This is a genomic window from Neorhizobium vignae (assembly GCF_000732195.1).
GTDB lineage: Bacteria > Pseudomonadota > Alphaproteobacteria > Rhizobiales > Rhizobiaceae > Neorhizobium > Neorhizobium vignae.
In genome coordinates this window covers 1-20,265 of record NZ_JNNU01000024.1, presented here as the reverse complement: position 1 = coordinate 20,265, position 20,265 = coordinate 1, and the positions used below count along the sequence as shown (strand labels likewise).

At 62.0% G+C, this 20,265-nt stretch carries 20 protein-coding genes and 1 pseudogene; 11 read left to right on the top strand and 10 right to left on the bottom strand.

Annotated elements, in window-relative coordinates; translation table 11 throughout:
- Window positions 1–36 precede the first annotated feature (36 nt).
- Together ilvN and GQ59_RS26180 are read right to left on the bottom strand one after the other, a co-directional pair.
- Window positions 37–609 (bottom strand): acetolactate synthase small subunit, encoded by a 573-nt coding sequence (gene ilvN, locus GQ59_RS26185; RefSeq protein WP_024164177.1) that lies wholly within the window; start codon window positions 607–609, stop codon window positions 37–39.
- A 50-nt stretch (window positions 610–659) separates the two neighbouring features.
- Window positions 660–2,468, bottom strand: coding sequence for an acetolactate synthase 3 large subunit (locus GQ59_RS26180; RefSeq protein ID WP_037086976.1), 1,809 nt, complete (start codon window positions 2,466–2,468; stop codon window positions 660–662).
- 398 nt (window positions 2,469–2,866) lie between these two features.
- Between GQ59_RS26180 and GQ59_RS26175 the strand changes: the two genes are divergently transcribed.
- Window positions 2,867–4,987, top strand: coding sequence for an ATP-binding protein (locus GQ59_RS26175; protein WP_037086974.1), 2,121 nt, complete (start codon window positions 2,867–2,869; stop codon window positions 4,985–4,987).
- Window positions 4,988–4,994: 7 nt separating this feature from the next.
- Here the strand turns inward: GQ59_RS26175 and miaA are convergent, their stop codons facing one another.
- Complete coding sequence (miaA, locus tag GQ59_RS26170; protein WP_037086973.1) at window positions 4,995–5,885, bottom strand: tRNA (adenosine(37)-N6)-dimethylallyltransferase MiaA; 891 nt, start codon at window positions 5,883–5,885, stop codon at window positions 4,995–4,997.
- On the opposite strand from miaA, the gene serB reads away from it, so the two are divergent.
- The 4 genes from serB to GQ59_RS26150 all read left to right on the top strand — a co-directional run bounded on the left by serB (window position 5,886) and on the right by GQ59_RS26150 (window position 8,097).
- Window positions 5,886–6,776, top strand: a complete 891-nt coding sequence (gene serB / locus GQ59_RS26165; protein ID WP_037086971.1) for a phosphoserine phosphatase SerB — start codon at window positions 5,886–5,888, stop codon at window positions 6,774–6,776.
- A gap of 49 nt (window positions 6,777–6,825) precedes the next feature.
- Entirely contained in the window at window positions 6,826–7,113 is a 288-nt protein-coding gene (locus GQ59_RS26160) for a type II toxin-antitoxin system RelE/ParE family toxin (protein ID WP_244448072.1), read from the top strand.
- 62 nt (window positions 7,114–7,175) lie between these two features.
- Window positions 7,176–7,490, top strand: a complete 315-nt coding sequence (locus GQ59_RS26155; RefSeq protein ID WP_037086969.1) for a helix-turn-helix domain-containing protein — start codon at window positions 7,176–7,178, stop codon at window positions 7,488–7,490.
- A gap of 16 nt (window positions 7,491–7,506) precedes the next feature.
- Window positions 7,507–8,097, top strand: coding sequence for a GNAT family N-acetyltransferase (locus GQ59_RS26150; RefSeq protein ID WP_037086966.1), 591 nt, complete (start codon window positions 7,507–7,509; stop codon window positions 8,095–8,097).
- A 17-nt stretch (window positions 8,098–8,114) separates the two neighbouring features.
- Here GQ59_RS26150 and GQ59_RS26145 read toward each other — a convergent pair whose 3' ends face one another.
- The 6 genes from GQ59_RS26145 to GQ59_RS26120 form a co-directional block, all read right to left on the bottom strand.
- Window positions 8,115–9,761 carry a Do family serine endopeptidase gene (locus GQ59_RS26145; protein WP_037086963.1) on the bottom strand — a complete coding sequence of 549 codons (1,647 nt, stop codon included), beginning with the start codon at window positions 9,759–9,761 and terminating at the stop codon, window positions 8,115–8,117.
- Between the two features lie 223 nt (window positions 9,762–9,984).
- Entirely contained in the window at window positions 9,985–10,935 is a 951-nt protein-coding gene (gene hflC / locus GQ59_RS26140) for a protease modulator HflC (RefSeq protein ID WP_037086961.1), read from the bottom strand.
- Window positions 10,932–12,029 carry an FtsH protease activity modulator HflK gene (hflK, locus tag GQ59_RS26135; protein WP_037086959.1) on the bottom strand — a complete coding sequence of 366 codons (1,098 nt, stop codon included), beginning with the start codon at window positions 12,027–12,029 and terminating at the stop codon, window positions 10,932–10,934. Before hflK ends, hflC begins: the two co-directional genes overlap by 4 nt.
- A 140-nt stretch (window positions 12,030–12,169) precedes the next feature.
- On the bottom strand, window positions 12,170–12,700 hold the full coding sequence (locus GQ59_RS26130) for a dihydrofolate reductase (protein ID WP_037086957.1): 531 nt from the start codon (window positions 12,698–12,700) through the stop codon (window positions 12,170–12,172).
- Entirely contained in the window at window positions 12,697–13,491 is a 795-nt protein-coding gene (locus tag GQ59_RS26125) for a thymidylate synthase (protein ID WP_037086955.1), read from the bottom strand. Before GQ59_RS26125 ends, GQ59_RS26130 begins: the two co-directional genes overlap by 4 nt.
- A 122-nt stretch (window positions 13,492–13,613) precedes the next feature.
- Entirely contained in the window at window positions 13,614–14,507 is an 894-nt protein-coding gene (locus tag GQ59_RS26120; RefSeq protein ID WP_037086952.1) for an NAD-dependent epimerase/dehydratase family protein, read from the bottom strand.
- Between the two features lie 484 nt (window positions 14,508–14,991).
- Between GQ59_RS26120 and GQ59_RS26115 the strand changes: the two genes are divergently transcribed.
- The 6 genes from GQ59_RS26115 (at window position 14,992) to GQ59_RS26095 (ending at window position 19,305) form a co-directional block, all read left to right on the top strand.
- The gene (locus GQ59_RS26115) at window positions 14,992–15,345 is read left to right on the top strand and encodes a hypothetical protein (RefSeq protein WP_244448071.1); all 354 of its coding nucleotides are present in this window, start codon (window positions 14,992–14,994) and stop codon (window positions 15,343–15,345) included.
- Between the two features lie 88 nt (window positions 15,346–15,433).
- A complete protein-coding gene (locus tag GQ59_RS31445; protein WP_084683303.1) occupies window positions 15,434–15,652 on the top strand; it encodes a hypothetical protein in 219 nt (72 codons plus the stop codon).
- Between the two features lie 5 nt (window positions 15,653–15,657).
- On the top strand, window positions 15,658–17,118 hold the full coding sequence (locus tag GQ59_RS26110; protein ID WP_037087050.1) for a TolC family protein: 1,461 nt from the start codon (window positions 15,658–15,660) through the stop codon (window positions 17,116–17,118).
- A 14-nt stretch (window positions 17,119–17,132) separates the two neighbouring features.
- Window positions 17,133–18,491 (top strand): multicopper oxidase family protein, encoded by a 1,359-nt coding sequence (locus tag GQ59_RS26105; protein WP_037086947.1) that lies wholly within the window; start codon window positions 17,133–17,135, stop codon window positions 18,489–18,491.
- Between the two features lie 30 nt (window positions 18,492–18,521).
- Window positions 18,522–18,998, top strand: a complete 477-nt coding sequence (locus GQ59_RS26100; RefSeq protein WP_037086944.1) for a cupredoxin domain-containing protein — start codon at window positions 18,522–18,524, stop codon at window positions 18,996–18,998.
- 22 nt (window positions 18,999–19,020) lie between these two features.
- A complete protein-coding gene (locus GQ59_RS26095) occupies window positions 19,021–19,305 on the top strand; it encodes a copper-binding protein (protein ID WP_037086943.1) in 285 nt (94 codons plus the stop codon).
- A gap of 265 nt (window positions 19,306–19,570) precedes the next feature.
- On the opposite strand, the pseudogene istB reads toward GQ59_RS26095, so the two are convergent.
- Window positions 19,571–20,265 (bottom strand): annotated as a pseudogene (istB, locus tag GQ59_RS26090) (IS21-like element helper ATPase IstB); the annotation flags it as partial.

Genomic DNA, 20,265 nt, shown 5'->3' with positions numbered 1-20,265 from the left:
CGTGTCGATCGCCCGGAAGACGTCGATCCCGGCTGTTTACATCCCCTGAGGACCACGGTTCATCGCCGCGATCCCGGTGCGGCACACCTCGACCAGCCCGAGCGGCTTCATGATCGCCACGAACTGGTCGATCTTCGAGGATTTCCCGGTAATTTCCAGGATGAAATGCTCGACCGTCGCATCGACGACCTTGGCATGGAAGGCATCCGCGAGCCGTAGCGTCTCGGCGCGGCGGTCGCCCTGGCCGACAACCTTGACCAGCGCCACCTCACGCTCGATCGGCCGTTCCTGGCCGAGCGCGTGGGCCCGAACCGTCAGATCGACGACCCGGTGCACCGGCACGATGCGTTCGAGCTGAGCCTTGATCTGTTCGAGCACCGTCGGCGTGCCGCGGGTCACGATGGTAATGCGGGATAGATGTGCTTCGTGCTCCGTTTCCGAAACCGTCAGGCTCTCGATATTGTAGCCGCGGCCGGAAAACAGGCCGATCACCCGCGCGAGCACGCCGGGTTCGTTGGCGACGAGAACCGAAAGCGTATGGCTTTCGGCTTTCGCCGTCTCAGGCGCGATGAAATAGGCGGAACCGGTCGGTTGCTGATGCGCATTCATGATCTTAGGTCCATTTCCTCAGAATTCTGTTGAAGGATGTGCCGCCCGTCTCAGACGAGCTGGCGACCCTTGGCATCGATGGCATTGGCAACCGCTTCGTCGGTGGCTTCGTCCGGCAGCAGCATCTCGTTGTGTGCCTTGCCCGAGGGGATCATCGGGAAGCAGTTGGCGAGATTGGCGACACGGCAATCGAAGATGACCGGCCTCTTGACCGCGATCATCTCCTCGATCTTGCCGTCGAGCTCCTTCGGATCGTCGCAATACATGCCGACGGCCCCATAGGCTTCCGCCAGCTTCACGAAATCCGGCATCGCTTCCGTATAGGAATTCGACAGGCGGTTGCCGTGTAGCAACTGCTGCCACTGGCGGACCATGCCCATGTACTGGTTGTTCAGGATGAAGATCTTGACCGGCAGGTTATGCTGGATGGCGCAGGACATTTCCTGGATGCACATCTGGATCGAGGCGTCGCCGGCAACGTCGATGACGAGGGCGTCCGGATGCGCCACCTGGACGCCGATCGCCGCCGGCAGGCCGTAACCCATCGTGCCAAGACCGCCCGAGGTCATCCAGCGGTTCGGCTCTTCGAACTCGATGAACTGTGCCGCCCACATCTGGTGCTGGCCGACTTCCGTTGTGATGTAGGTGTCATGCCCCCTCGTCGCCTCGAAAAGGCGCTGCAGCGCATACTGTGGCATGATGACATCGTTGGAATGCTTGTAGGAGAAACTCTTGCGAGCCCGCCAGCGGTTGATCTGGCTCCACCATTCCTCGGTCTGCGCCTTGGCCGGCTTTTTCGGCAGCGCACGCCACAGGCGGACCATGTCTTCGAGAACGCTGCCGACATCACCGAGGATCGGGATGTCCACATGCACGTTCTTGTTGATCGAGGACGGGTCGATATCGATATGGACCTTGCGCGAATTCGGTGAGAAAGCGTTGAGGCGGCCGGTGATGCGGTCGTCGAAACGCGCGCCGATGCAGACCATGACATCGCAGTCGTGCATCGCCATGTTCGCCTCGTAAGAACCGTGCATGCCGAGCATGCCGAGCCAGTTCTTGCCCGACGCCGGATAGGCGCCGAGGCCCATCAGTGTCGAGGTGATCGGGAAATCGCTGAGCTCGACCAGTTCGCGCAGCAGGCGCGAGGCCTGCGGGCCGGAATTGACGACGCCGCCGCCGGTATAGAGGATCGGCCGGCGCGCCGAGGCCATCAGTTCGACAGCCGCCTGAATGGCGTTGATGTCGCCCTGGGTGCGCGGCCGGTAGCTGGTGTTCTGGGCGATCTCCGGCTTCGGCGTATAGGTGCCGGTCGCAAACTGGATGTCCTTCGGGATATCGACGACGACCGGGCCCGGCCGGCCGGTCTGGGCGATGCGGAAGGCCTCGTGGATGATGCCGGCCAGTTCGTTGACGTCCTTGACCAGCCAGTTGTGCTTGGTGCAGGGCCGGGTGATGCCGACGGTGTCGCATTCCTGGAAGGCGTCCGAGCCGATCAGCGTCGTCGGGACCTGGCCCGACAGGCAGACCAGCGGCACCGAATCCATCAGCGCATCCTGCAGCGGGGTGACGGCATTGGTGGCGCCTGGACCGGACGTCACCAGCATGACCCCGACCTTGCCGGTGGAGCGGGCATAACCTTCGGCCGCATGGCCGGCGCCCTGCTCGTGGCGAACGAGGATGTGCTGGATGTCGTCCTGCTGGAAGATCTCGTCATAGATCGGCAGGACGGCGCCGCCCGGATATCCGAAGATATGCTCGACGCCATTGTCCTTCAGAGCCTTCAGGACGATTTCCGCGCCGGTCATCTGGTTATCTGGCATCTGGTTATCTGGCGTCTGATTGTTGGTATCCGTCATTGTCTTGGTCCATTCGCTGCTGGATTTTTACCGGCGGCTCCTCCGAGCCGGTTTGAAGACATAAAAAAAGGCCCCCTGGAGGAGCCTGTCTTTCCGCGCATGGGTGGCTGTCGCCGGACGGTTACACCGTCCTGCCCATGCGCGTTCCCACCACAATAAGAGCGTTCGAGATCTTCATGGCGCGAAGTGTTAGCCAGATAAATGTCGTTCGTCAACGTGGGCATGCACCAAAAATCCTCGTCAGTCTGATTTTGCTGCTCCGTTTCCACCCATTCAGCCGCTCGTTTTCCTACACGAGTTGTTAAGGCCGGCACAATATAGTCCTCCTGTTTGGAGAGTAGCGACCCGACGGACGAGCCGCGACCTGATCCGCCACCCCCAATGATAGGGGCCCGAGTTTGTTGAACAACGATCTGCACCGTTCCGCGTCTGCAGGAGAGCAGGATCGTCGCGACGTCCAGAAGCCCGGCAACCGGATGCTGGGGCGCGTCGTCGCCTGCAATGGCTCCCATGCCACCATTTCCGCCGTTGCCGAACACGGCGAGACCGATCTGACCGAACTCTGGTCCGTCGGCCGGCTGATCTCCATCAGCGTCGGCGAAAACCGTGTCGTGGCACTTGCCTATGCGATGCAGACCGGCGGCAGGGAATGGAGTGAAAACAGCAATACCGGTTTCCACATCGAGGCCGAACTGCTCGGCGAGGTGCGCAAGGGACCCGATGGTCGCGACGAGTTCACGGGCGGCATCTCCTGTTATCCCTATCTCGGCGCCGTCGCGCACCGCATTCGTGCCTCCGACCTTTCCCGCATTTATGATACCGGCAAGAACGAGACCTGCGTGATCGGTAAGCTGACGCAGGACGACACGATCGACGCGACGATCCATATCCCGTCGATGCTGTCGAAACACTTTGCCATCGTCGGCTCGACAGGCGTCGGCAAATCGACTGCCGTCTCCCTGCTCCTCCACAAGGCGATCGAGACCGATCCGAAGCTGCGCGTCCTCATTCTCGATCCGCACAACGAATTTGCCGCGGCCTTTCCCGATCACGCGGTCGTCATCGATACCGAAACGCTCGACCTGCCCTTCTGGCTGATGCGGCTCGAAGAGTTTTCCGAAGTGGTTTTTCGCGGCCGTCCGGCCGTGGCGGAAGAACTGGACATCCTGCGTGACCTCATCCCGGAGGCGAAACGCGCCTTCCGCGGCAATGAAACGACGTTGATGCGCCGCTCGACCGAAAAAAGCTCGGTCACCGCCGACACGCCTGTTCCCTACCGCATGGCTGACCTCCTGGCGCTGATCGACGAACGTATCGGCCGCCTGGAAGGCCGCGGCGAAAAACCGTTCCTGCGGTCGCTCAAGATGCGCATCCTGTCGGCGATCAACGATCCGCGCTATCACTTCATGTTCTCCAACAATACGATCAACGACACGATCATGGAGACGATCGCCTATATCTTCCGCATTCCAGGCGGAGACCGGCCGATCTCGACCTTCCAGCTCGCCGGCATCCCCTCGGAAGTCGTCAATTCCGTCGCCTCGATCCTTTGCCGCATGGCGTTTGAACTGGCGCTCTGGAGCAATGGCGCCATCCACATGCTCGTCGTTTGCGAAGAAGCGCACCGTTATGTGCCGGCCGACCGTGAACTGGGTTTCTTCCCGACAAGGCAGGCCATCTCGCGGATCGCCAAGGAAGGCCGCAAATACGGCGTCTCACTCGGCGTCATCACCCAGCGCCCTGGCGAACTCGACCAGACGATCCTGTCGCAGTGCTCGACCGTGTTCGCGATGCGACTGTCCAACGACCGCGACCAGGAAATCATCAAGTCAGCGATCCCGAACTCTTCGATCTCGACGACCAGTTTTCTGTCGTCGATCGGCAATGGCGAGGCGATCGCATTCGGCGAAGCGATCTCGGTGCCGATGCGCATGCGGTTTGCCCGCGTCGAGGAAAAGTACCTGCCCAAGGCCAATGGCGTCGCCGACAAAGGCACGGAGGATACGCCGGATACGGTCGATCTGCGCACGGTGATCGCCCGTATGCGCGCCGTCAGCGGCCCGGATATTTCCGCCTTCCAGCAAAGCTACGCCCCGGCGACGGCGCCTTTCGCGGAAGGCGCTTCCGGTGCAGAGGAGGATACGGACGATGATTTCCCGCCGGCAGGCGACGCCGAACTCGATCGCTGGAACCGGGAGATCCGCTCGACGGGCCATGTGACGGTCAATCCGGCACCGCCGATGGCAGGCAACCCGCCGCTGGAGCCCTACCGGCCGGAAATGCTGCCGCGTGCGGCCGCGCCGGAACAGCCTTCAGCGCCCCGCCCCGACCGTTTCGCAGAACTGCGCCGCGAACGCTCGCCGGAGCGCCCGGCCTTCCAGCCTGCGCCACCACCAACATTCCAGCGCCCGCCGCTGCCTGAAGGCACGCCACGCCCGAACCCGCTGCTCCGCCGAGAAGGGTCGCTGCGCGAAAGTCTGCTGAAGAAACCGCTGAGCAGCCTTTACGACAAGGAGTGAGCAGGCCTCAGGCCAGCCGCTCCCAGCTTTCGTCCATCTGGTTGCGAAACCAGGTCATCTGCCGCTTGGCATATTGGCGGGTCAATGCCGAGCCGCGTTCGATAACGTCTTCCCGGCTCATGCGACCTTCCAGCATCTCGGCGACCTGCGCAACGCCGATCGCCTTCATGACCGGCAGGTCGGGTGCGGGACCGAGCGCCAGCAGCGTCCTCACCTCGTCCACGGCGCCACTCTCCAGCATCGTCTCGAAACGGCGGTCGATTCGTTCGTGAAGGATTTTTCTGTCCGGCAGGACGACAAGCTTCTTCGCCCGCGAAGGATCGATCACCACCGGCCCCTGCCTGCCCTGGAATTCGGCGATGGAGCGACCCGTCTCCGCCAGAACCTCCAGCGCTCTCACGATCCGCTGCCCGTCCTTCGGCTCCAGGCTTGCCGCCACCGCCGCATCGCGTGCCGAGAGCTCCGCATGCAGCGCCTCCGGTCCTTCCACCTTGAGACGCAGGCGCACCTCGCAGCGAATATCCTGCGAGATTTCCGGCATATCGGACAGGCCGCCGGTCAGTGCCTTGAAATAAAGCCCGGTCCCGCCGACGAAGACCGGCAGCCGGCCCTCGCGCACCAGTTCCGGCAGAAGCGCCGTCACATCGCGCAGCCACTCGCCGGTGGAATATGCCGTCGTCGCCGGCACATGCCCGTAGAGCAGGTGCGGCACGCCCTCCATCTCGTCCTCGGCCGGTCGCGCCGTCAGGACCCGCAGCGTGTCGTAGACCTGCATACTGTCGGCATTGATCACCACGCCGTTTGTCTCGCGCGCCAGGCGCAATGCAAGCGCCGACTTGCCGCTGGCCGTCGGCCCGGTTATCAGGATCGCATCAAAATTCTCGATAAGGTCGCTCATATGGCTTTCGTTGCCACGCTCATTGCCCATCCGTCAAACCCAGTTCTCAGCGTGGAGCTCGGAGAACAAGCGGCCGAGGCGGTGAAAGCCTCCGGCCTCTACTGGCTGGCGGACGGGATCGCCTGCGATATCGCGCTGCGCGACGGCTCCGATATTAAAGCGGCCGAAGCCGATCTGAGGGCGCTGATCGGGAGCGCGCCGATCGATCTCGTCATCCAGGACGCCGACACGCGGCGGAAAAGATTCCTGATCGCCGACATGGATTCGACCATGATCGGCCAGGAATGCATCGACGAGCTTGCCGATGTCGTCGGGCTGAAGGACAAGGTCGCGACGATCACCGCCCGCGCCATGAACGGCGAGATCGCCTTCGAACCAGCCCTTCGCGAACGCGTGGCACTCTTAAAAGGTCTGCCGATCACCGTCGTCGATGATGTGATCGCCCAGCGCATCACGCTGACCTCGGGCGGGCCGGAACTGATCGCCACCATGAAGGCCAAAGGCCATTACGCCGCCCTCGTCTCCGGCGGCTTCACCGTCTTCACCAGCCGCATCGCCGCGACCCTCGGCTTCGACGAGAACCGCGCCAATGTCCTCCTCGAAAACGATGGCATCCTCACCGGCGAAGTCGCCGAACCCATCCTCGGCAAACAGGCCAAGGTGGACGCGCTCCTCGCCATCGCGGAAAAGCTCGGCATCTCCCCGGAAGACACGATCGCCGTCGGCGACGGCGCCAACGATCTCGGCATGCTCGACATCGCCGGTTCCGGCGTCGCGCTGCACGCCAAGCCCACCGTCGCCGCCCAGGCCAAGATGCGCATCGACCACGGCGACCTGACCGCCCTCCTCTACATCCAGGGCTATCGCAAGACGGATTTCGTGACAGCCTGATTACAACCTAAACGATTGACGGATTGAAATACACATCGCATCATTTGCATTGAAGATCATTGCAAAAATGGTATATTTCATGCGTTGGACGATTGAGTTTCTCGATACTGAAGTAAGGGAAAAGCTCTATTCCCTTCCTTTGGACATGCGTGCAGTCTTCGAGCGCATCTCGCACCTGATCGAAGACCATGGCCTTGCCGGGATGCCCGCGCCATATGTGAAGCATCTCGAAGGCCCCGTTTGGGAAATGCGCCTAACGGGGCGCGATGGCATCGCACGTGCCGCCTATATCACGGTGAAAGAAAGACGCGTCGTTGTCGTGCATGTTTTTCGTTAGAAAACTCAGAAAACGCCGCGTCGCGAAATCGAATTCGCGCTGAAGAAAGCGAAGGAGGTCAAATGACGAAACGAAATAGTCTGCTCGCTCGAGATGCCTTTCAAGAGTGGCGCAAGGACCCCGAATTTGTCGCAGCTTACGACGCCCTTGAAGAGGAATTCGCCCTCGCGGAGGCTTTGATGAAGGCACGCGCGCAGGCTTCCATGACGCAAGAAGATGTCGCCAAGGCCATGGGCACCACGCAGGCTGCTATCGCGCGGCTGGAGAGCGGCAGGTCCATGCCCTCCACCCGCACCCTCCAGCGTTTCGCCGACGCCACCGGCACCAAACTGCGCATCAGGTTCGAAAAGCCGAAATCCTCTGCGAAGGTCTCGTAGGACAAAGCCCAAGATCATGCCGCCACGCATCATCCTCGAAACCCAACGCCTCCGTCTCAGGAGCTGGATCGACAGCGACCGCGATCTCTTTCGCGAGATCAACTCCGATCCGAAGGTGATGGAATTTTTCCCGTTTCGCCGCACCTACGAGGAGGCCGACGCCTTTCTCGCAAAGCTCAACGATGCCATCACCGAAACCGGGCTAGGCTTTTACGCGCTGGAACTGAAGGAAACGCAGGAGCCCATGGGGTTCTGCGGCCTGTCGCTCGCCAACATGCCGGATATCTTTCCAGTCGAGACGGTGGAGATCGGCTGGCGGCTGGCGACCCGGTTCTGGGGCAACGGTTATGTCACGGAGGCTGCCCGCGCGCTGCTCGACTTCGCCTTCGGCGAAAAGCACCTCGACGCGGTCGTCTCCTTCGCAGTCGGCGAAAACAGGCGATCGACCGCCGTCATGAAGCGGCTCGGCCTGCATCGAATCACCGGCATGGATTTTGACCATCCGCGGGTGCCGGATACGCATCCGCATCTGAAACCGCATGTGGTCTATGCGATCACCCGCGATGAGTGGCAGCGCCAGAAAGTGGCCGCCGGGCGCGCCCGCTGACGGGCCGGCCCTCGAGCTTACTCCAGCGGCAGCGCCACGAAACGCAGGTTTCCGGAAGGATCCGAGACCATCACATGCGCGTTGCGCCGCCCCTCGGACTTCAGGACCGAGATCCGCTTGACGACGTCGGCCGGGCTTTCGACGAAATCCTGCGCCACCTCGACCACGACCTCGCCGACCTTCAGACCCTTCTGGGCTGCTGGCGAATTCGGCGCGACGGCGGTGATCAGTACCCCTTCGACGCTTTCGACAATGCTGAAACTCTTGCGGCGGTCCTCGTCGAGCACGGCGAGCGTCATGCCGAAGGCTGCGGCCGGGTCCTGGCTAAGTTCGCCCTTCTGATCTGCGGGCGCATTGTTGCCGGGCGTCTTGTTCTCGCCCTGGCCCCCCGGCAGGGCTGGCTGGTCGTCTTCCTCCTCCGGATCGGCGCTATCCTCGAGGCGGCCGAGCGTTACCTTGACGGTCTGCTGCTTGCCGTCGCGCAGGATCACCACGTCGACTTCCTTGTTGACCGGGCTTTCCGCAACGATGCGCGGCAGGTCGCGCATCTCGTTGACGGACTGGCCGTCGAAGGTGAGGATCACGTCACCGGCCTTGATCTCGCCGTTCTTGATCGGTCCGCCATTGACGACGCCGGAAACCAGCGCGCCGCGCGCCCGGTCGAGGCCGAGGCTTGCCGCCACGTCCTCGGTGACCGGCTGGATGCGCACGCCGAGCCAGCCACGGCGCGTCTCGCCGAATTCGGTCAGCTGGTGCACGACATTTTCGGCCAGCTCCGTCGGTACGGCAAAACCGATGCCGATCGACCCGCCCGACGGTGAAATGATCGCGGTATTGATGCCGATCACCTCACCGCGCATGTTGAACAGTGGGCCACCGGAATTGCCCTTGTTGATCGCGGCATCCGTCTGGATGAAGTTGTCATAGGGGCCGGCGTTGATGTTGCGGCCGCGGGCCGAGATGATGCCCAATGTCACGGATCCGCCGAGGCCGAACGGGTTGCCGATCGCCATCACCCAGTCGCCGATCCGCATGCGGCGGGAATCGCCGAAGCGCACGGCCTTGAGCGGCGCCTTGGGCTCGACCTTCAGGACCGACAGGTCGGTCTTGGTGTCGGTGCCGACCAGCTTGGCCTTGAGCTTCGAGCCGTTCGGGAAAATCACCTCGATGTCGTCGGCGCCTTCGATGACATGGTTGTTGGTGACCACATAGCCCGAGGGATCGATCACGAAGCCGGAGCCGAGCGAAGAAACCTTCTGATTGCCGTTCTGATTGCCCTGGCCATCGAAGAAGTCCTCGAAAAACTCCTGGAATGGCGAGCCCTCCTGGATCTGCGGCTGCGGGCCGGCCCCCTGGTCCTTGACGCTCTGGGAGGTGGAGATGTTGACGACGGCATCGAGCAGGCCCTCGGCGAGATCGGCGATCGACCCCGGGCCGCCGCCTGCCATGGGCCCCGGAGCCGGGGGCGGATTGATGGTCGGAGACGCAGTCGGCGGAGCGGGCAGCATCGCCCCCGGAGAACCGGCGGCTGGCGGATTGGCGTTCTGCCCCGGAGCCGCAGGGACCGCGGTCTGGGCAATCGCCTGCAAGGGCGCCGCCAGCAGGGCAAACGTTGCCGCAAGCGTGACGGTGAGCTTGAAGGTCGATCGAACCGAATGAGCCATCTGGCATCCTCGCTGTTGGATTGTCCGCATCCCCCCGGAAGAGCGGCACTCGACCCGGGCCGGCCATAGGAGCCTTTGAATCGGGCGGAGTTTCGACAGAGCATAAGGCGGAATGACGACGGGGGAAATTACCTTTTCGTGAGGATTGCGCCCTCTGCCGATCACGCCTGTGGATGGTCTTGTCATGAAAGGGGCGGCTTTACGCCGCCCCAAGCTTCTCTAATCAGTTCGCCGGCGCTGCGGGTGCAGCGGGCGGTGCCGGCGGAACAGGCGCCTGGATCGGCGCAAGCGCTTGGCCGGCGGACGAGTTGAAGAACCGGAAGAACTCCGAATCCGGCGACAGCACCAGCGTCGTACCGTTATCGGCGAGTGCCGCCACATAGGCACGCATCGTGCGGTAGAATTCGAAGAAGGCCGGATCACGCTGGAAGGCCTCGCCGAAGATCTTGTTGCGTTCGGCGTCACCCCGACCGCGCAGGATTTCCGCATCCCGCTGCGCTTCGGAGACGAACTCGACGACCTGACGGTCGGCGATCGCCCGCCGGCGCTGGCCCTGCTCGTTACCGCGGGCACGGATCAGTTCGGCCTCGGCAAGACGCTCGGCCTTCATGCGCTGGAAGGTCTGCTGCGAGACTTCCTGGGTGAGGTCGGTGCGGCGGATACGGACGTCGCGAATGGCGAGTCCAAGGGTTTCCGCAGCCGCGGTGAGGTCCGCGCGAACCTCCTGCATCATCGAAGAGCGCTCGTTGGAGAGAGCCGCATCGAAATTGCGCAAACCATAGACGCGGCGCAGTGCCGCATCGAGGCGCGTGCGAAGCCGCGATTCGGCCGATTCGCGGTCGCCCGACACCGTTTCCCGGAAGAGGCGCGGATCGGTGATCGAGTAGACCACGAAAGCGTCGACTTCATAGAAGGCGCCGCCGCGCACCTGGACGCGGATATTGTCGAGATCGAAGCGCAATGCCCGGTCCTCGACATACTGGACGCGATCGGCGTCCATGAACGCGAAGGGCAGCTTGAAATAGATGCCCGGCTCGCGCTTGACGTCCTGGATCTCGCCGAAGCGGACGACAATCGCCTGTTCGCGCTCGTTGACCACGAAAACCGACGAATAGATCAGCACGAGGAGAACGGCGAGGCCGATCAGGATGGCGGGAAGTCGATTGGAGTTCATCGTGTGCCTCCCTGGTTCGTCTGCGGCTTGATCATCTCGTTGAGCGGCAGATAGGGGACGACACCGTCCTTGTTGTCCAGAATGATCTTGCGGGAGTTCTTCAGCACAGTTTCCATGGTTTCGAGGAAGATGCGCCGGCGCGTCACTTCAGGCGCGTTGGCATATTCGTTATAGATCGAGACGAAGCGCTGCGCCTCGCCCTGCGCCTCGTTGACGACCCGATCCTTGTAGGCGGATGCCTCTTCACGGACCTGGGCTGCCTGGCCGCGGGCCTGGCCGAGCTTCTGGTTGGCGTATTGGTTCGCCTCTTCGACGAAACGATCCTCGTCCTGTTCGGCACGCTGCACTTCCTCGAAGGCGTCGGCCACTTCACGCGGCGGCGCCGCATCCTCGATCGGCACGGCATTGATGGAAAGGCCGGAGCCGTAGGTATCCATCGTGCCCTGGATGATGTTGCGCACCTCGGTCGAGATGCCTTCGCGGTTGTCGCGGAAAATGTCCTGCGCCGGGCGACGGCCGACGACTTCGCGCATGGCACTTTCGGAAACCTGCTGCAGCGTCGAAGCCGGGCCTTCCAGGTTGAAGAGATAGGCCTTCGGATCGGTCACGGTGAACAGAACCGAGAACTGAACGTTGACGATGTTCTGGTCGCCGGTCAACATCCAGCCGGCATTGGAGCTCGAGCCCCGAGCCGCGCCGATATTCTGCTGCTGTTCGGTGACCTTGACGATCTCGACGGATTCGAACGGCCAGAAATGGAAATGCAAGCCCGGCATGGAGATTTCGTCCTTCGGACGACCGAAACGCAGTTCGACCCCGCGCTCGTCCGGCTGGACCGTGTAGACGGACTGGAAGGCAAGGAAGGCAAGGATCACGATGACGACGATCGCGAAGGCGCCGCCGTTGAAGCCACCCGGCATCACGCTGCGCAGCCGGTCCTGACTGCGCCTTATGATGTCTTCGAGGTCGGGCGGACCGCCGCTCCCCCCGCCGCCGCGTGGGCGGTTCGGTCCCTGTCCCCAGGGCCCTTGATTATTACCGCCACCGCCGCCCCAAGGGCCGCCGCCGCCACCATTCTGATTGCTCCAGGGCATCAAAACCTCTTTGTTCGTATTCGCTCCCAAACCGCGACCCTGCCGTGCGGCAGCCGTCTGGCTATTGCCCGTTATAGGGATGCGCCGACCTGCTTTCAACGCAGGTTCAATAACTTCCCGTTCAACGGTAACGAAATGTTTCAGTTTGTCGCGGTTCGGCGGGCATAACTGGCGAAACGGGTCGGATAACTGTCCTTCTCACCCACCGGAACGGCAACTTCCTCGATCTTCTCGAACACCGCCGGATCGATGGCGGGAAAGAACGTATCGCCGTCTGAAATATCGGTCTCGACATGGGTCACGCGCAGCATGTCCGCGATCTTGATCGCCTGGGCATAGATTTCGCCGCCGCCGAGCACATAAATCTCGTCGGCTCCGGCCTCCTCGGCCCTATGGCCGGCAATCTTCAGTGCCTCGTCGAGGGATGCGGCCACATCGACGCCCTCGTAGTGGAAATCCGGATTGCGCGTGACGACCACATGCGGCCGGCCAGGAAGAGGTCTGCCGCCGAAACTGTCGAAGGTCTTGCGCCCGACGATGACCGGCTTGCCCAAGGTCAGCGCCTTGAAGCGCTTGAGATCGGTCGAAAGCCTCCAGGGCATGTCGCCATCGCGGCCGATGACGCCGTTTTGCGAGACCGCGGCAATGATGACGAGGCGAGGTTTGCTCACACCGCCACCGCCGCCTTGATATGCGGATCGGCCTCATATCCTTCGAGCGCGAAATCCTCGAAGCGGAAGGAGAAGATGTCCTTTACCGCAGGATTGATGCGCATGGTCGGCAGCGCTTTCGGAGTGCGGGTCAGCTGCAGCTTCGCCTGCTCGAAGTGATCCGAATAGATATGCGTATCGCCGAGCGTGTGGACGAAGTCGCCGGGCTTCAGGCCGGTGACCTGGGCGACCATCATCGTCAGCAGGGCATAGGACGCGATGTTGAAGGGCACGCCGAGAAAGACGTCGGCGGAGCGCTGGTAGAGCTGGCAGGAGAGCTTGCCGTCGGCGACATAGAACTGGAACAGGCAATGGCAGGCCGGCAGCGCCATGTCGTCGAGCTGGCCGACGTTCCAGGCTGACACGATATGCCGGCGCGAATTGGGGTTGACCTTGAGGCCTTCGATCAACTGCGAAATCTGGTCGATATGGCGGCCGTCGGGGGCGGGCCAGGAGCGCCACTGGTAGCCGTAAACAGGCCCAAGCTCGCCCTTCTCGTCGGCCCATTCATCCCAGATGGAGACGCCGTTCTCCTTCAGATAGGCGACGTTCGTATCGCCCTTCAGGAACCACAAGAGCTCGTGGATGATCGATCTCAGATGCAGCTTCTTGGTCGTCAGGACCGGAAAACCGTCTGCGAGGTCGAAGCGCATCTGATAGCCGAATACCGAACGCGTCCCCTTGCCGGTGCGGTCGCCCCGGTCGGTACCCGTTTCCATCACATGCCGAAGAAGATCGAGATATTGTTTCATGGGTCAGGCCGCCGATTCCATCCTCTGGGAATGATATAGTAGCATAACGCCGCCCGACCAATCTCCCGTGGCGGTTTTCCCGCTATTTTGGCCCCGCGATTTTGGCAAGCCCGGATCTGCGATTACCTGATGACGTATTTGCGCCAATCGTGGCCCTCGGCGAAACCCAGGACCTCCCTGATCTTGCGATTGCTGATCGGGGCCTCGAATTCGCCGATCTCGCCGACGATGGGCGTGCCGGGCGCCCAGCGCTCGAGGAACGGCCGGGTCGGCTCCAGCGCCGTAATCGTATCGTTGACCGCGTTGAAGACCTGGAAGCCGAGGCCGTCCTTTTCGATGCAGAGATGCACGATCTGGCCGAGATCGCGGGCATCGATATAGCTCCAGGCATTGCGTTTGCGCGACGGCGGGTCGGCGAGGAAGGCAGGGAAGCGGCTGTAGTCCTCCGGCGATATCACGTTGCCGATCCGAAGCGCATAGATGTCCGCGCCGAAACGCATGGCAAAGGCCCGCGCCGTCTTCTCGTTGACGACCTTGGAAAGACCGTAGCTGTCCATCGGATCGACATCATAGTCTTCGGTGAGCGGAAACGAATGATAGTCCTTGTCGCCCTCGGCAAAGCAGACCCCATAGGTCGTCTCGCTGGATGCGATGACCACCTTGGGGATGCCGAGCTTCATCGCCGCCTCGATGACATTGTAGGTGGAGATCGTGTTGGCGGAAAATGTCGCGTTGTCGGGGCGCATCAGAATGCGCGGCACGGCGGCGAAATGCACCACCGCATCGACGGGCGCCGGCCCCTTGCCGCTCTCCAGCCCCTGGAAGCCGAAATGCATGGAGAGCGCGTTGAAGGTCTCGCCGCCGTCCCTCAGATCGGTAATCAGCGTGTTGACGCCGGGGCAGTCGAGGGGCGCCAGGTCGAGGTTGAATACCTCGTGCCCTTGCCCGACGAGATATGGCACGACATGCCGTCCTGCCTTGCCGCTGCCGCCGGTGAATACGATCCGCTTGCCCATGACGCCGTCTCAATCCCATCCGGGCCCTGCCCTGCCTTTTCGAGACCGGCATCGCCGGCCGAAAATGACACTCCCGGTCGATGATGAAGCACGGCACCGCCTGCCCGTCAACGTCGATCCGCGCAAAAGCAGAATGCCTCAGACGCGGCTTCAAGCGCTTGACCTTCCAAGGCCGGAAACTTGTAGCGTCCGCTCCATCTCGTGGAGACGCGAATAGGCGGTCGCGAGGAAATCGTCTCCACGCCAGAAAAATCGCTTGACCTTCCCAGTATGGGAAGCCGCAAGCCACCGACAAGCGGGCGATTGCCTCAATGCTCCGATTGCGGCGGGTTCACCCTTGCTGCTTTCGCGGCGTTGTTGCGATGCCACATAAACGACGTGAAGCGGTGGTCTGAGAAGGCGTCGATTGACAAGCTCGAAGGCACTGGCAATCCTCATAGGCATGAGCGGGATGTATCGAATCACATCTAGAGCGATGGCACTGATGTTCAGACTGGTGATGATCTTGTCACTGGCTGGCTACAGCTTTTCTGCCGTCAGCGCTGCGATGCATCCCGAGAGCGCCGCCCAGGTCTCCCAGATCGAGGATGGTCACGCCTCTCACCATGGCGACGACCGCCTAGCGATGGCCGATGCCGATCATCACGGCAACCAGCACGATCACGGCAGTCCGGAAAAGTCCAAGAACTCCTGCTGCACGGATTATTGCGGCGTTGCGGCCATCACCTGCCCCGGCTCCTCGTTGAGCCATCCGCGCGTGGTCTCCATTCGCGAGTTCATCGACGACACGCATACGGCCGGTCAGAAGCCGAGCCTCCATCGTCCACCTAATATCTGAGAACTAGCACCCGCAGGGCGGGTCTTGCTGTGCCTGTGCGCGAGCGAGCGCCATGGCGCAATTGCGATCATATTCTCGGATTTTCACCATGAAACATTTGTTCCTGGTGGTTGCTCTTCCGCTTTTTGCCAGCGGATGTGCATCCACATTACCTGAAGTCGTGGCTTCGACCGACCACCCTGACACCGTGCCCGACGGCAGGCCACTCCGGTACCGGAGCCCGATTGACGGCTACACCCATCGCATGCCCGTCGATCCGAAGCCCTGGCGCGGTCTCAACGACGCCCAGGCTCCGAAAAAAGGATGAGCGCGATGATAACACGTCACATCAGGCTCGTGTCCGCCGTCGTGCTTCCCCTTGCCGCAGCCGGCTGCGTGACGACGGACTATTCCTCCAAGGATGCCGGTTTCACGACCGCCTCGTCGAAAAGCGGCGAGGCAACCGGCAAACAGACCGTGTGGGTGCAAAACCGACAGCAGGCTCAGGCCGTCCGCGACCGCGTGAAGGCGCTGATGGCCAGGAAGACCGTCGACGTCGAGACCGCCGTCCAGGTCGCTCTCCTGAACAACAAGGGCCTCCAGGCCTCCTATGCCGATCTCGGAGATAGCGCCGCGGACGCATGGCAGACGCAGCTTTCGGTGTTCCCGACCTTCTCCGTCGGCCTGACCGGGATAGCTACTCCCGGACTTGAGGCCTATCGTGTTCTTGAAGGTGCTGTCGCGGCCAATATCCTGGCGCTGGCCACCTACGACAAGAACATCAAGCTGGCCGATACACGATTCCGTCAGGCCCAGCTCAACGCGGCCATCGCCACGATCTCGCTCGCTGCCGAAACGCGACGAGCCTGGGTCAACGCCGTGGCGGCCTGGGAAAATGTCGCCTACCTCAACCAGGCCAAGGCAGCCGCCGACGCGGCGTCCGAACTCGCCAAGAAGATCGGCGAAGCCGGTTCGATGCCGAAGGCCGACCAGGCGCGTGAACACGTCTTTTACGCGGAGCTGACCGGCGAGACTGCCAAGGCAAGGCTCGAAGCAAAGCTTGCCAAGGAGGAGCTGGTCAGGCTGATGGGCCTCTCCGGTTCCGACATCGACTTCCAGATTCCGAACCGTCTCCCCTCGCTGCCGAAGGCATTGATCAAGCGCGACGACATCGAGGCCGAGTCGATCCACAAGCGCATGGATCTACAGGTCGCCCGCCTGGAGCTTCAGGCGACTGCTCAGTCCTACAAGCTCGACGATGTCACCCGCATCGTCACCGACATCGAACTGGTCGGCACCTACGAAAAGGAACGCGAGCGCGAGGACGGCAAGATCCTCTCGGACGTGTCGAAGACCGCATCCCTGGAGTTCAGGATCCCGATCTTCGATTCCGGCCAGGCGCGTCTGCGAAAGGGTGAGCTCGCCTACATGCGGGCTGCCAACCAGCTGGCGGAACGTGCGGTCAACGCCCGTTCGCAAGCCCGCTCCGCCTACCTCGCCTACAGGTCGAACTACGATATCGCGCGCCACTACCGAAACAACGTCCTGCCATTGCGCACTGCGATCGAGGAACAGTCCCTCCTCACCTACAACGGCATGATCACCAGCACCTTCGAACTGATCGCCGATACCCGCGAGAAGATCGACTCCACCATCCTCGCCGTCAACGCGAAGCGCGACTTCTGGCTTGCCGAGGCGAACCTCGCTCCCGTCATCTACGGCGGCAGCACTGGGTCGACTGCGGCCGAGACCGAGGTCGCGTCGGCCGAAGAAGCGCCAGCGGGCGGCCACTGAGAAAGGAAACGAGAATGTTCAATAGAAGACAATTGCTCGGAGCAGGTGCCGCCGGTGCCGCTCTCGTCTCCTCTCAGGCCTGGGGTCAGACCTCGAATACGGGTCTGCCGGAGGCGGCCGTCATGGATACCGCCGCGACCCAGACGCCGGTTCGGCCATCTGTCGGCCCCGACTACAACCCGGTCGTGACGCTCAACGGCTGGACCCTGCCCTTCCGGATGAACAACGGCGTCAAGGAGTTCCACCTTGTTGCAGAGCCGGTGGAACGCGAGATGGCCGAAGGCATGACGGCCTACCTCTGGGGCTATAACGGTCAATCGCCGGGTCCGACCATCGAAGCCGTGGAAGGCGACCGCGTCCGTATCTTCGTGACAAACAAGCTGCCCGAGCACACTACCGTCCACTGGCACGGCATGATCCTGCCGTCGGGGATGGATGGCGTGGGCGGGCTGTCGCAGCCGCACATCCCCGTCGGCAAGACCTTCGTCTACGAGTTCGACCTCGTGAAGTCCGGCACCTTCATGTACCACCCGCATTCGGACGAGATGGTCCAGATGGCGATGGGCATGATGGGCTTCTTCGTCGTCCATCCCAAGGATCCGAAGTTCATGCCGGTGGACCGCGACTTCGTCTTCCTGCTCAGCGCCTATGACATCGATCCCGGCACCTACGTGCCGCGCGTCATGGAGATGACCGACTTCAATCTCTGGACCTGGAACAGCCGGGTCTTCCCGGGCATCGATCCGCTGGTGGTCTCGAAGAACGACAAGGTCCGCGTCCGCGTCGGTAACCTGACGATGACCAACCACCCGATCCATATGCACGGCTACGATTTCGAGGTGACCTGCACCGACGGTGGCTGGGTCAGGCCAGAGGCACGCTGGCCGGAGGTCAGCATTGACATTCCCGTCGGCGCGATGCGGGCCTACGAGTTCGACGCAAAGCATGTCGGCGACTGGGCGATCCATTGCCACAAGTCGCATCACACGATGAACGCGATGGGCCACGACATCCCGACCTTCATCGGCGTCGACAAGAAGGAAGTCACCAAAAAGATCAGGCAGATCCGTCCCGAATACATGCCGATGGGTACGGCCGGCATGGCCGATATGGGCGAGATGTCCATGGAAATACCGGAAAACACCGTTCCCATGATGACCGGGTGGGGCCCCCATGGCCCCATCGAGATGGGCGGCATGTTTTCGGTGGTGAAGGTCCGCGAGGGCATCTCGGCGGGCGACTACACCGATCCGGGTTGGTACGAAAACCCACCCGGCACACAGGCCTGGGAGTGGACGGGAAGCCTTCCCGACGCGCCCAAGGCCAAAGACGCAAAGACGCAGCCGCCGTCGAAACATTCGAAACACGGCTGATCGAACACCCAACAATCAAAGGACATGATTATGAAAACTGCAATCCTCGGCCTGCTCCTGGCCACCCTTGCAACGCCCGCTTTCGCATCCGGCAGCCACGCTGGCGGTCACGGCGAAATGGCCGTCGGCGAACCCGGCGACAAGTCGAAGGTCAGCCAGACCATCCGCGTCAGCATGAAGGAAACGCCGGACGGCAAGATGATCTTCACACCGAACGACTTCAAGGTTCGCAAGGGCCAGACCATCCGCTTCACCATCAGGAACGAAGGCGAGCTCGACCACGAGTTCGTCCTCGACCAGGAAGCCAAGGTGATGGAGCACAAGGCAGTCATGGAGAAGTTCCCGGACATGGAGCATGACGATCCGAACGCGATCCGCCTGAAGCCCGGCAAATCCGGCGATATCGTCTGGAAATTCACCAATGACGGCGTCTTCAAGATCGCCTGCCTCGTTCCCGGCCACTACGACGCCGGAATGCACGGCGACGTCACTGTCGCCAACAAGTAGATCAGAAGGAAGGAAGTAGAACATGAAAACCGTTCTCAAACTTGCCGTCATCGCAGCGCTCGCCCTGACATCCGCCGGTGGTGCGTTCGCTCAGGAGTTCACCAAGGCCACCGTCAAGAAGGTCGATGCCAAGGCCAAGAAGGTCACGCTCATTCATGAGGAGCTGAAGGGTCTCGAAATGCCCGCCATGACCATGGTCTTTCAGGTCGGAGACGACGCGCTGCTGACCAAGCTGAAGGAGGGCGCAAAGGTGCAGTTCGTCGCTGAACGCGTCAACGGCAAGTTGACGGTCACGCAGGTAAAGTGACCCTTACGCCGCGCTTCCCTGCGGAGGCGCGGCGTTAGCTTTCGGCAGGCCATTCGAAACCACGCGCCTTGGTGCGATCCATCACACGGATTAAATTCCGCCTGAATAATCGCAAAGAGCCGACCGAGTGTCAATCGGCGCGGAATGTTGACCCCTTATCGGCGCCCAATCTTCACCCCCCTGTAGACGATCAGCGCTTGGCCTGCCCGGCGCTGGCCGGGGTTGCAGAGGGTAGGTCAAGTGCGGGTGATGGGTATCTTCGGCTTTAGCTTTGAGAGCGGTTTTTGAAGCGCCAGGATTCGTTGCTGGTTTCCACGATCTCGCAGTGGTGGGTCAAACGGTCGAGGAGTGCCGTCGTCATCTTCGCATCGCCGAACACCGACGGCCATTCGCCGAAGGCGAGGTTTGTGGTGACGATGATCGAAGTACGCTCGTAGAGCCTGCTGATCAGGTGGAACAGGAGCTGACCACCGGCCTGTGCGAACGGTAGATAGCCGAGTTCATCGAGGATGATGAAGTCGGGGCGTGTAAGGTAATCCGCCGTCCGGCCCTGCTTCCCGTTGCGCGTTTCCGTTTCCAACCGATTGACCAGATCGACGACGTTGAAGAAGCGGCCGCGTGTGCTGTTGCGTATGAGTTCGCGGGCAATCGCGATAGCCAGGTGGCTCTTGCCTGTTCCCGTGCCGCGACGAGAACGACGTTACGCTGATCGGCGACGAAGGTGCCCGTAGCCAGTTGCCGCACCAGGGATTCATTGACGGGCGTGTCGGTAAAATCGAAGTCGTCGATATCCTTGGCGAGTGGCAGCTTGGCGATGCTGAGCTGGTAGCGGATCGAGCGGGCCTGCTTCTCGGCAATCTCCGACTGCAGGAGATCACCGACGATGCGCGGCGGTTCGTGCTGCCGTTTGATGCCGTTGCCCCTGACCTCGTCATAAGCGCTGCGCATTCCGTAAAGCTT

What these genes read in the sequence shown, in the direction of transcription:
- GQ59_RS26145 (WP_037086963.1), bottom strand. Translation starts at nt 9,761, where the DNA reads ATGGCTCATTCGGTTCGATCGACCTTCAAGCTCACCGTCACGCTTGCG.
- GQ59_RS26180 (WP_037086976.1), bottom strand. Translation starts at nt 2,468, where the DNA reads ATGACGGATACCAACAATCAGACGCCAGATAACCAGATGCCAGATAAC.
- serB (WP_037086971.1), top strand. Translation starts at nt 5,886, where the DNA reads ATGGCTTTCGTTGCCACGCTCATTGCCCATCCGTCAAACCCAGTTCTC.
- GQ59_RS26150 (WP_037086966.1), top strand. Translation starts at nt 7,507, where the DNA reads ATGCCGCCACGCATCATCCTCGAAACCCAACGCCTCCGTCTCAGGAGC.
- GQ59_RS26155 (WP_037086969.1), top strand. Translation starts at nt 7,176, where the DNA reads ATGACGAAACGAAATAGTCTGCTCGCTCGAGATGCCTTTCAAGAGTGG.
- GQ59_RS26105 (WP_037086947.1), top strand. Translation starts at nt 17,133, where the DNA reads ATGTTCAATAGAAGACAATTGCTCGGAGCAGGTGCCGCCGGTGCCGCT.
- GQ59_RS26110 (WP_037087050.1), top strand. Translation starts at nt 15,658, where the DNA reads ATGATAACACGTCACATCAGGCTCGTGTCCGCCGTCGTGCTTCCCCTT.
- GQ59_RS26125 (WP_037086955.1), bottom strand. Translation starts at nt 13,491, where the DNA reads ATGAAACAATATCTCGATCTTCTTCGGCATGTGATGGAAACGGGTACC.
- hflC (WP_037086961.1), bottom strand. Translation starts at nt 10,935, where the DNA reads ATGAACTCCAATCGACTTCCCGCCATCCTGATCGGCCTCGCCGTTCTC.
- GQ59_RS26095 (WP_037086943.1), top strand. Translation starts at nt 19,021, where the DNA reads ATGAAAACCGTTCTCAAACTTGCCGTCATCGCAGCGCTCGCCCTGACA.
- miaA (WP_037086973.1), bottom strand. Translation starts at nt 5,885, where the DNA reads ATGAGCGACCTTATCGAGAATTTTGATGCGATCCTGATAACCGGGCCG.
- GQ59_RS26100 (WP_037086944.1), top strand. Translation starts at nt 18,522, where the DNA reads ATGAAAACTGCAATCCTCGGCCTGCTCCTGGCCACCCTTGCAACGCCC.
- hflK (WP_037086959.1), bottom strand. Translation starts at nt 12,029, where the DNA reads ATGCCCTGGAGCAATCAGAATGGTGGCGGCGGCGGCCCTTGGGGCGGC.
- GQ59_RS26115 (WP_244448071.1), top strand. Translation starts at nt 14,992, where the DNA reads ATGTTCAGACTGGTGATGATCTTGTCACTGGCTGGCTACAGCTTTTCT.
- ilvN (WP_024164177.1), bottom strand. Translation starts at nt 609, where the DNA reads ATGAATGCGCATCAGCAACCGACCGGTTCCGCCTATTTCATCGCGCCT.
- GQ59_RS31445 (WP_084683303.1), top strand. Translation starts at nt 15,434, where the DNA reads ATGAAACATTTGTTCCTGGTGGTTGCTCTTCCGCTTTTTGCCAGCGGA.
- GQ59_RS26120 (WP_037086952.1), bottom strand. Translation starts at nt 14,507, where the DNA reads ATGGGCAAGCGGATCGTATTCACCGGCGGCAGCGGCAAGGCAGGACGG.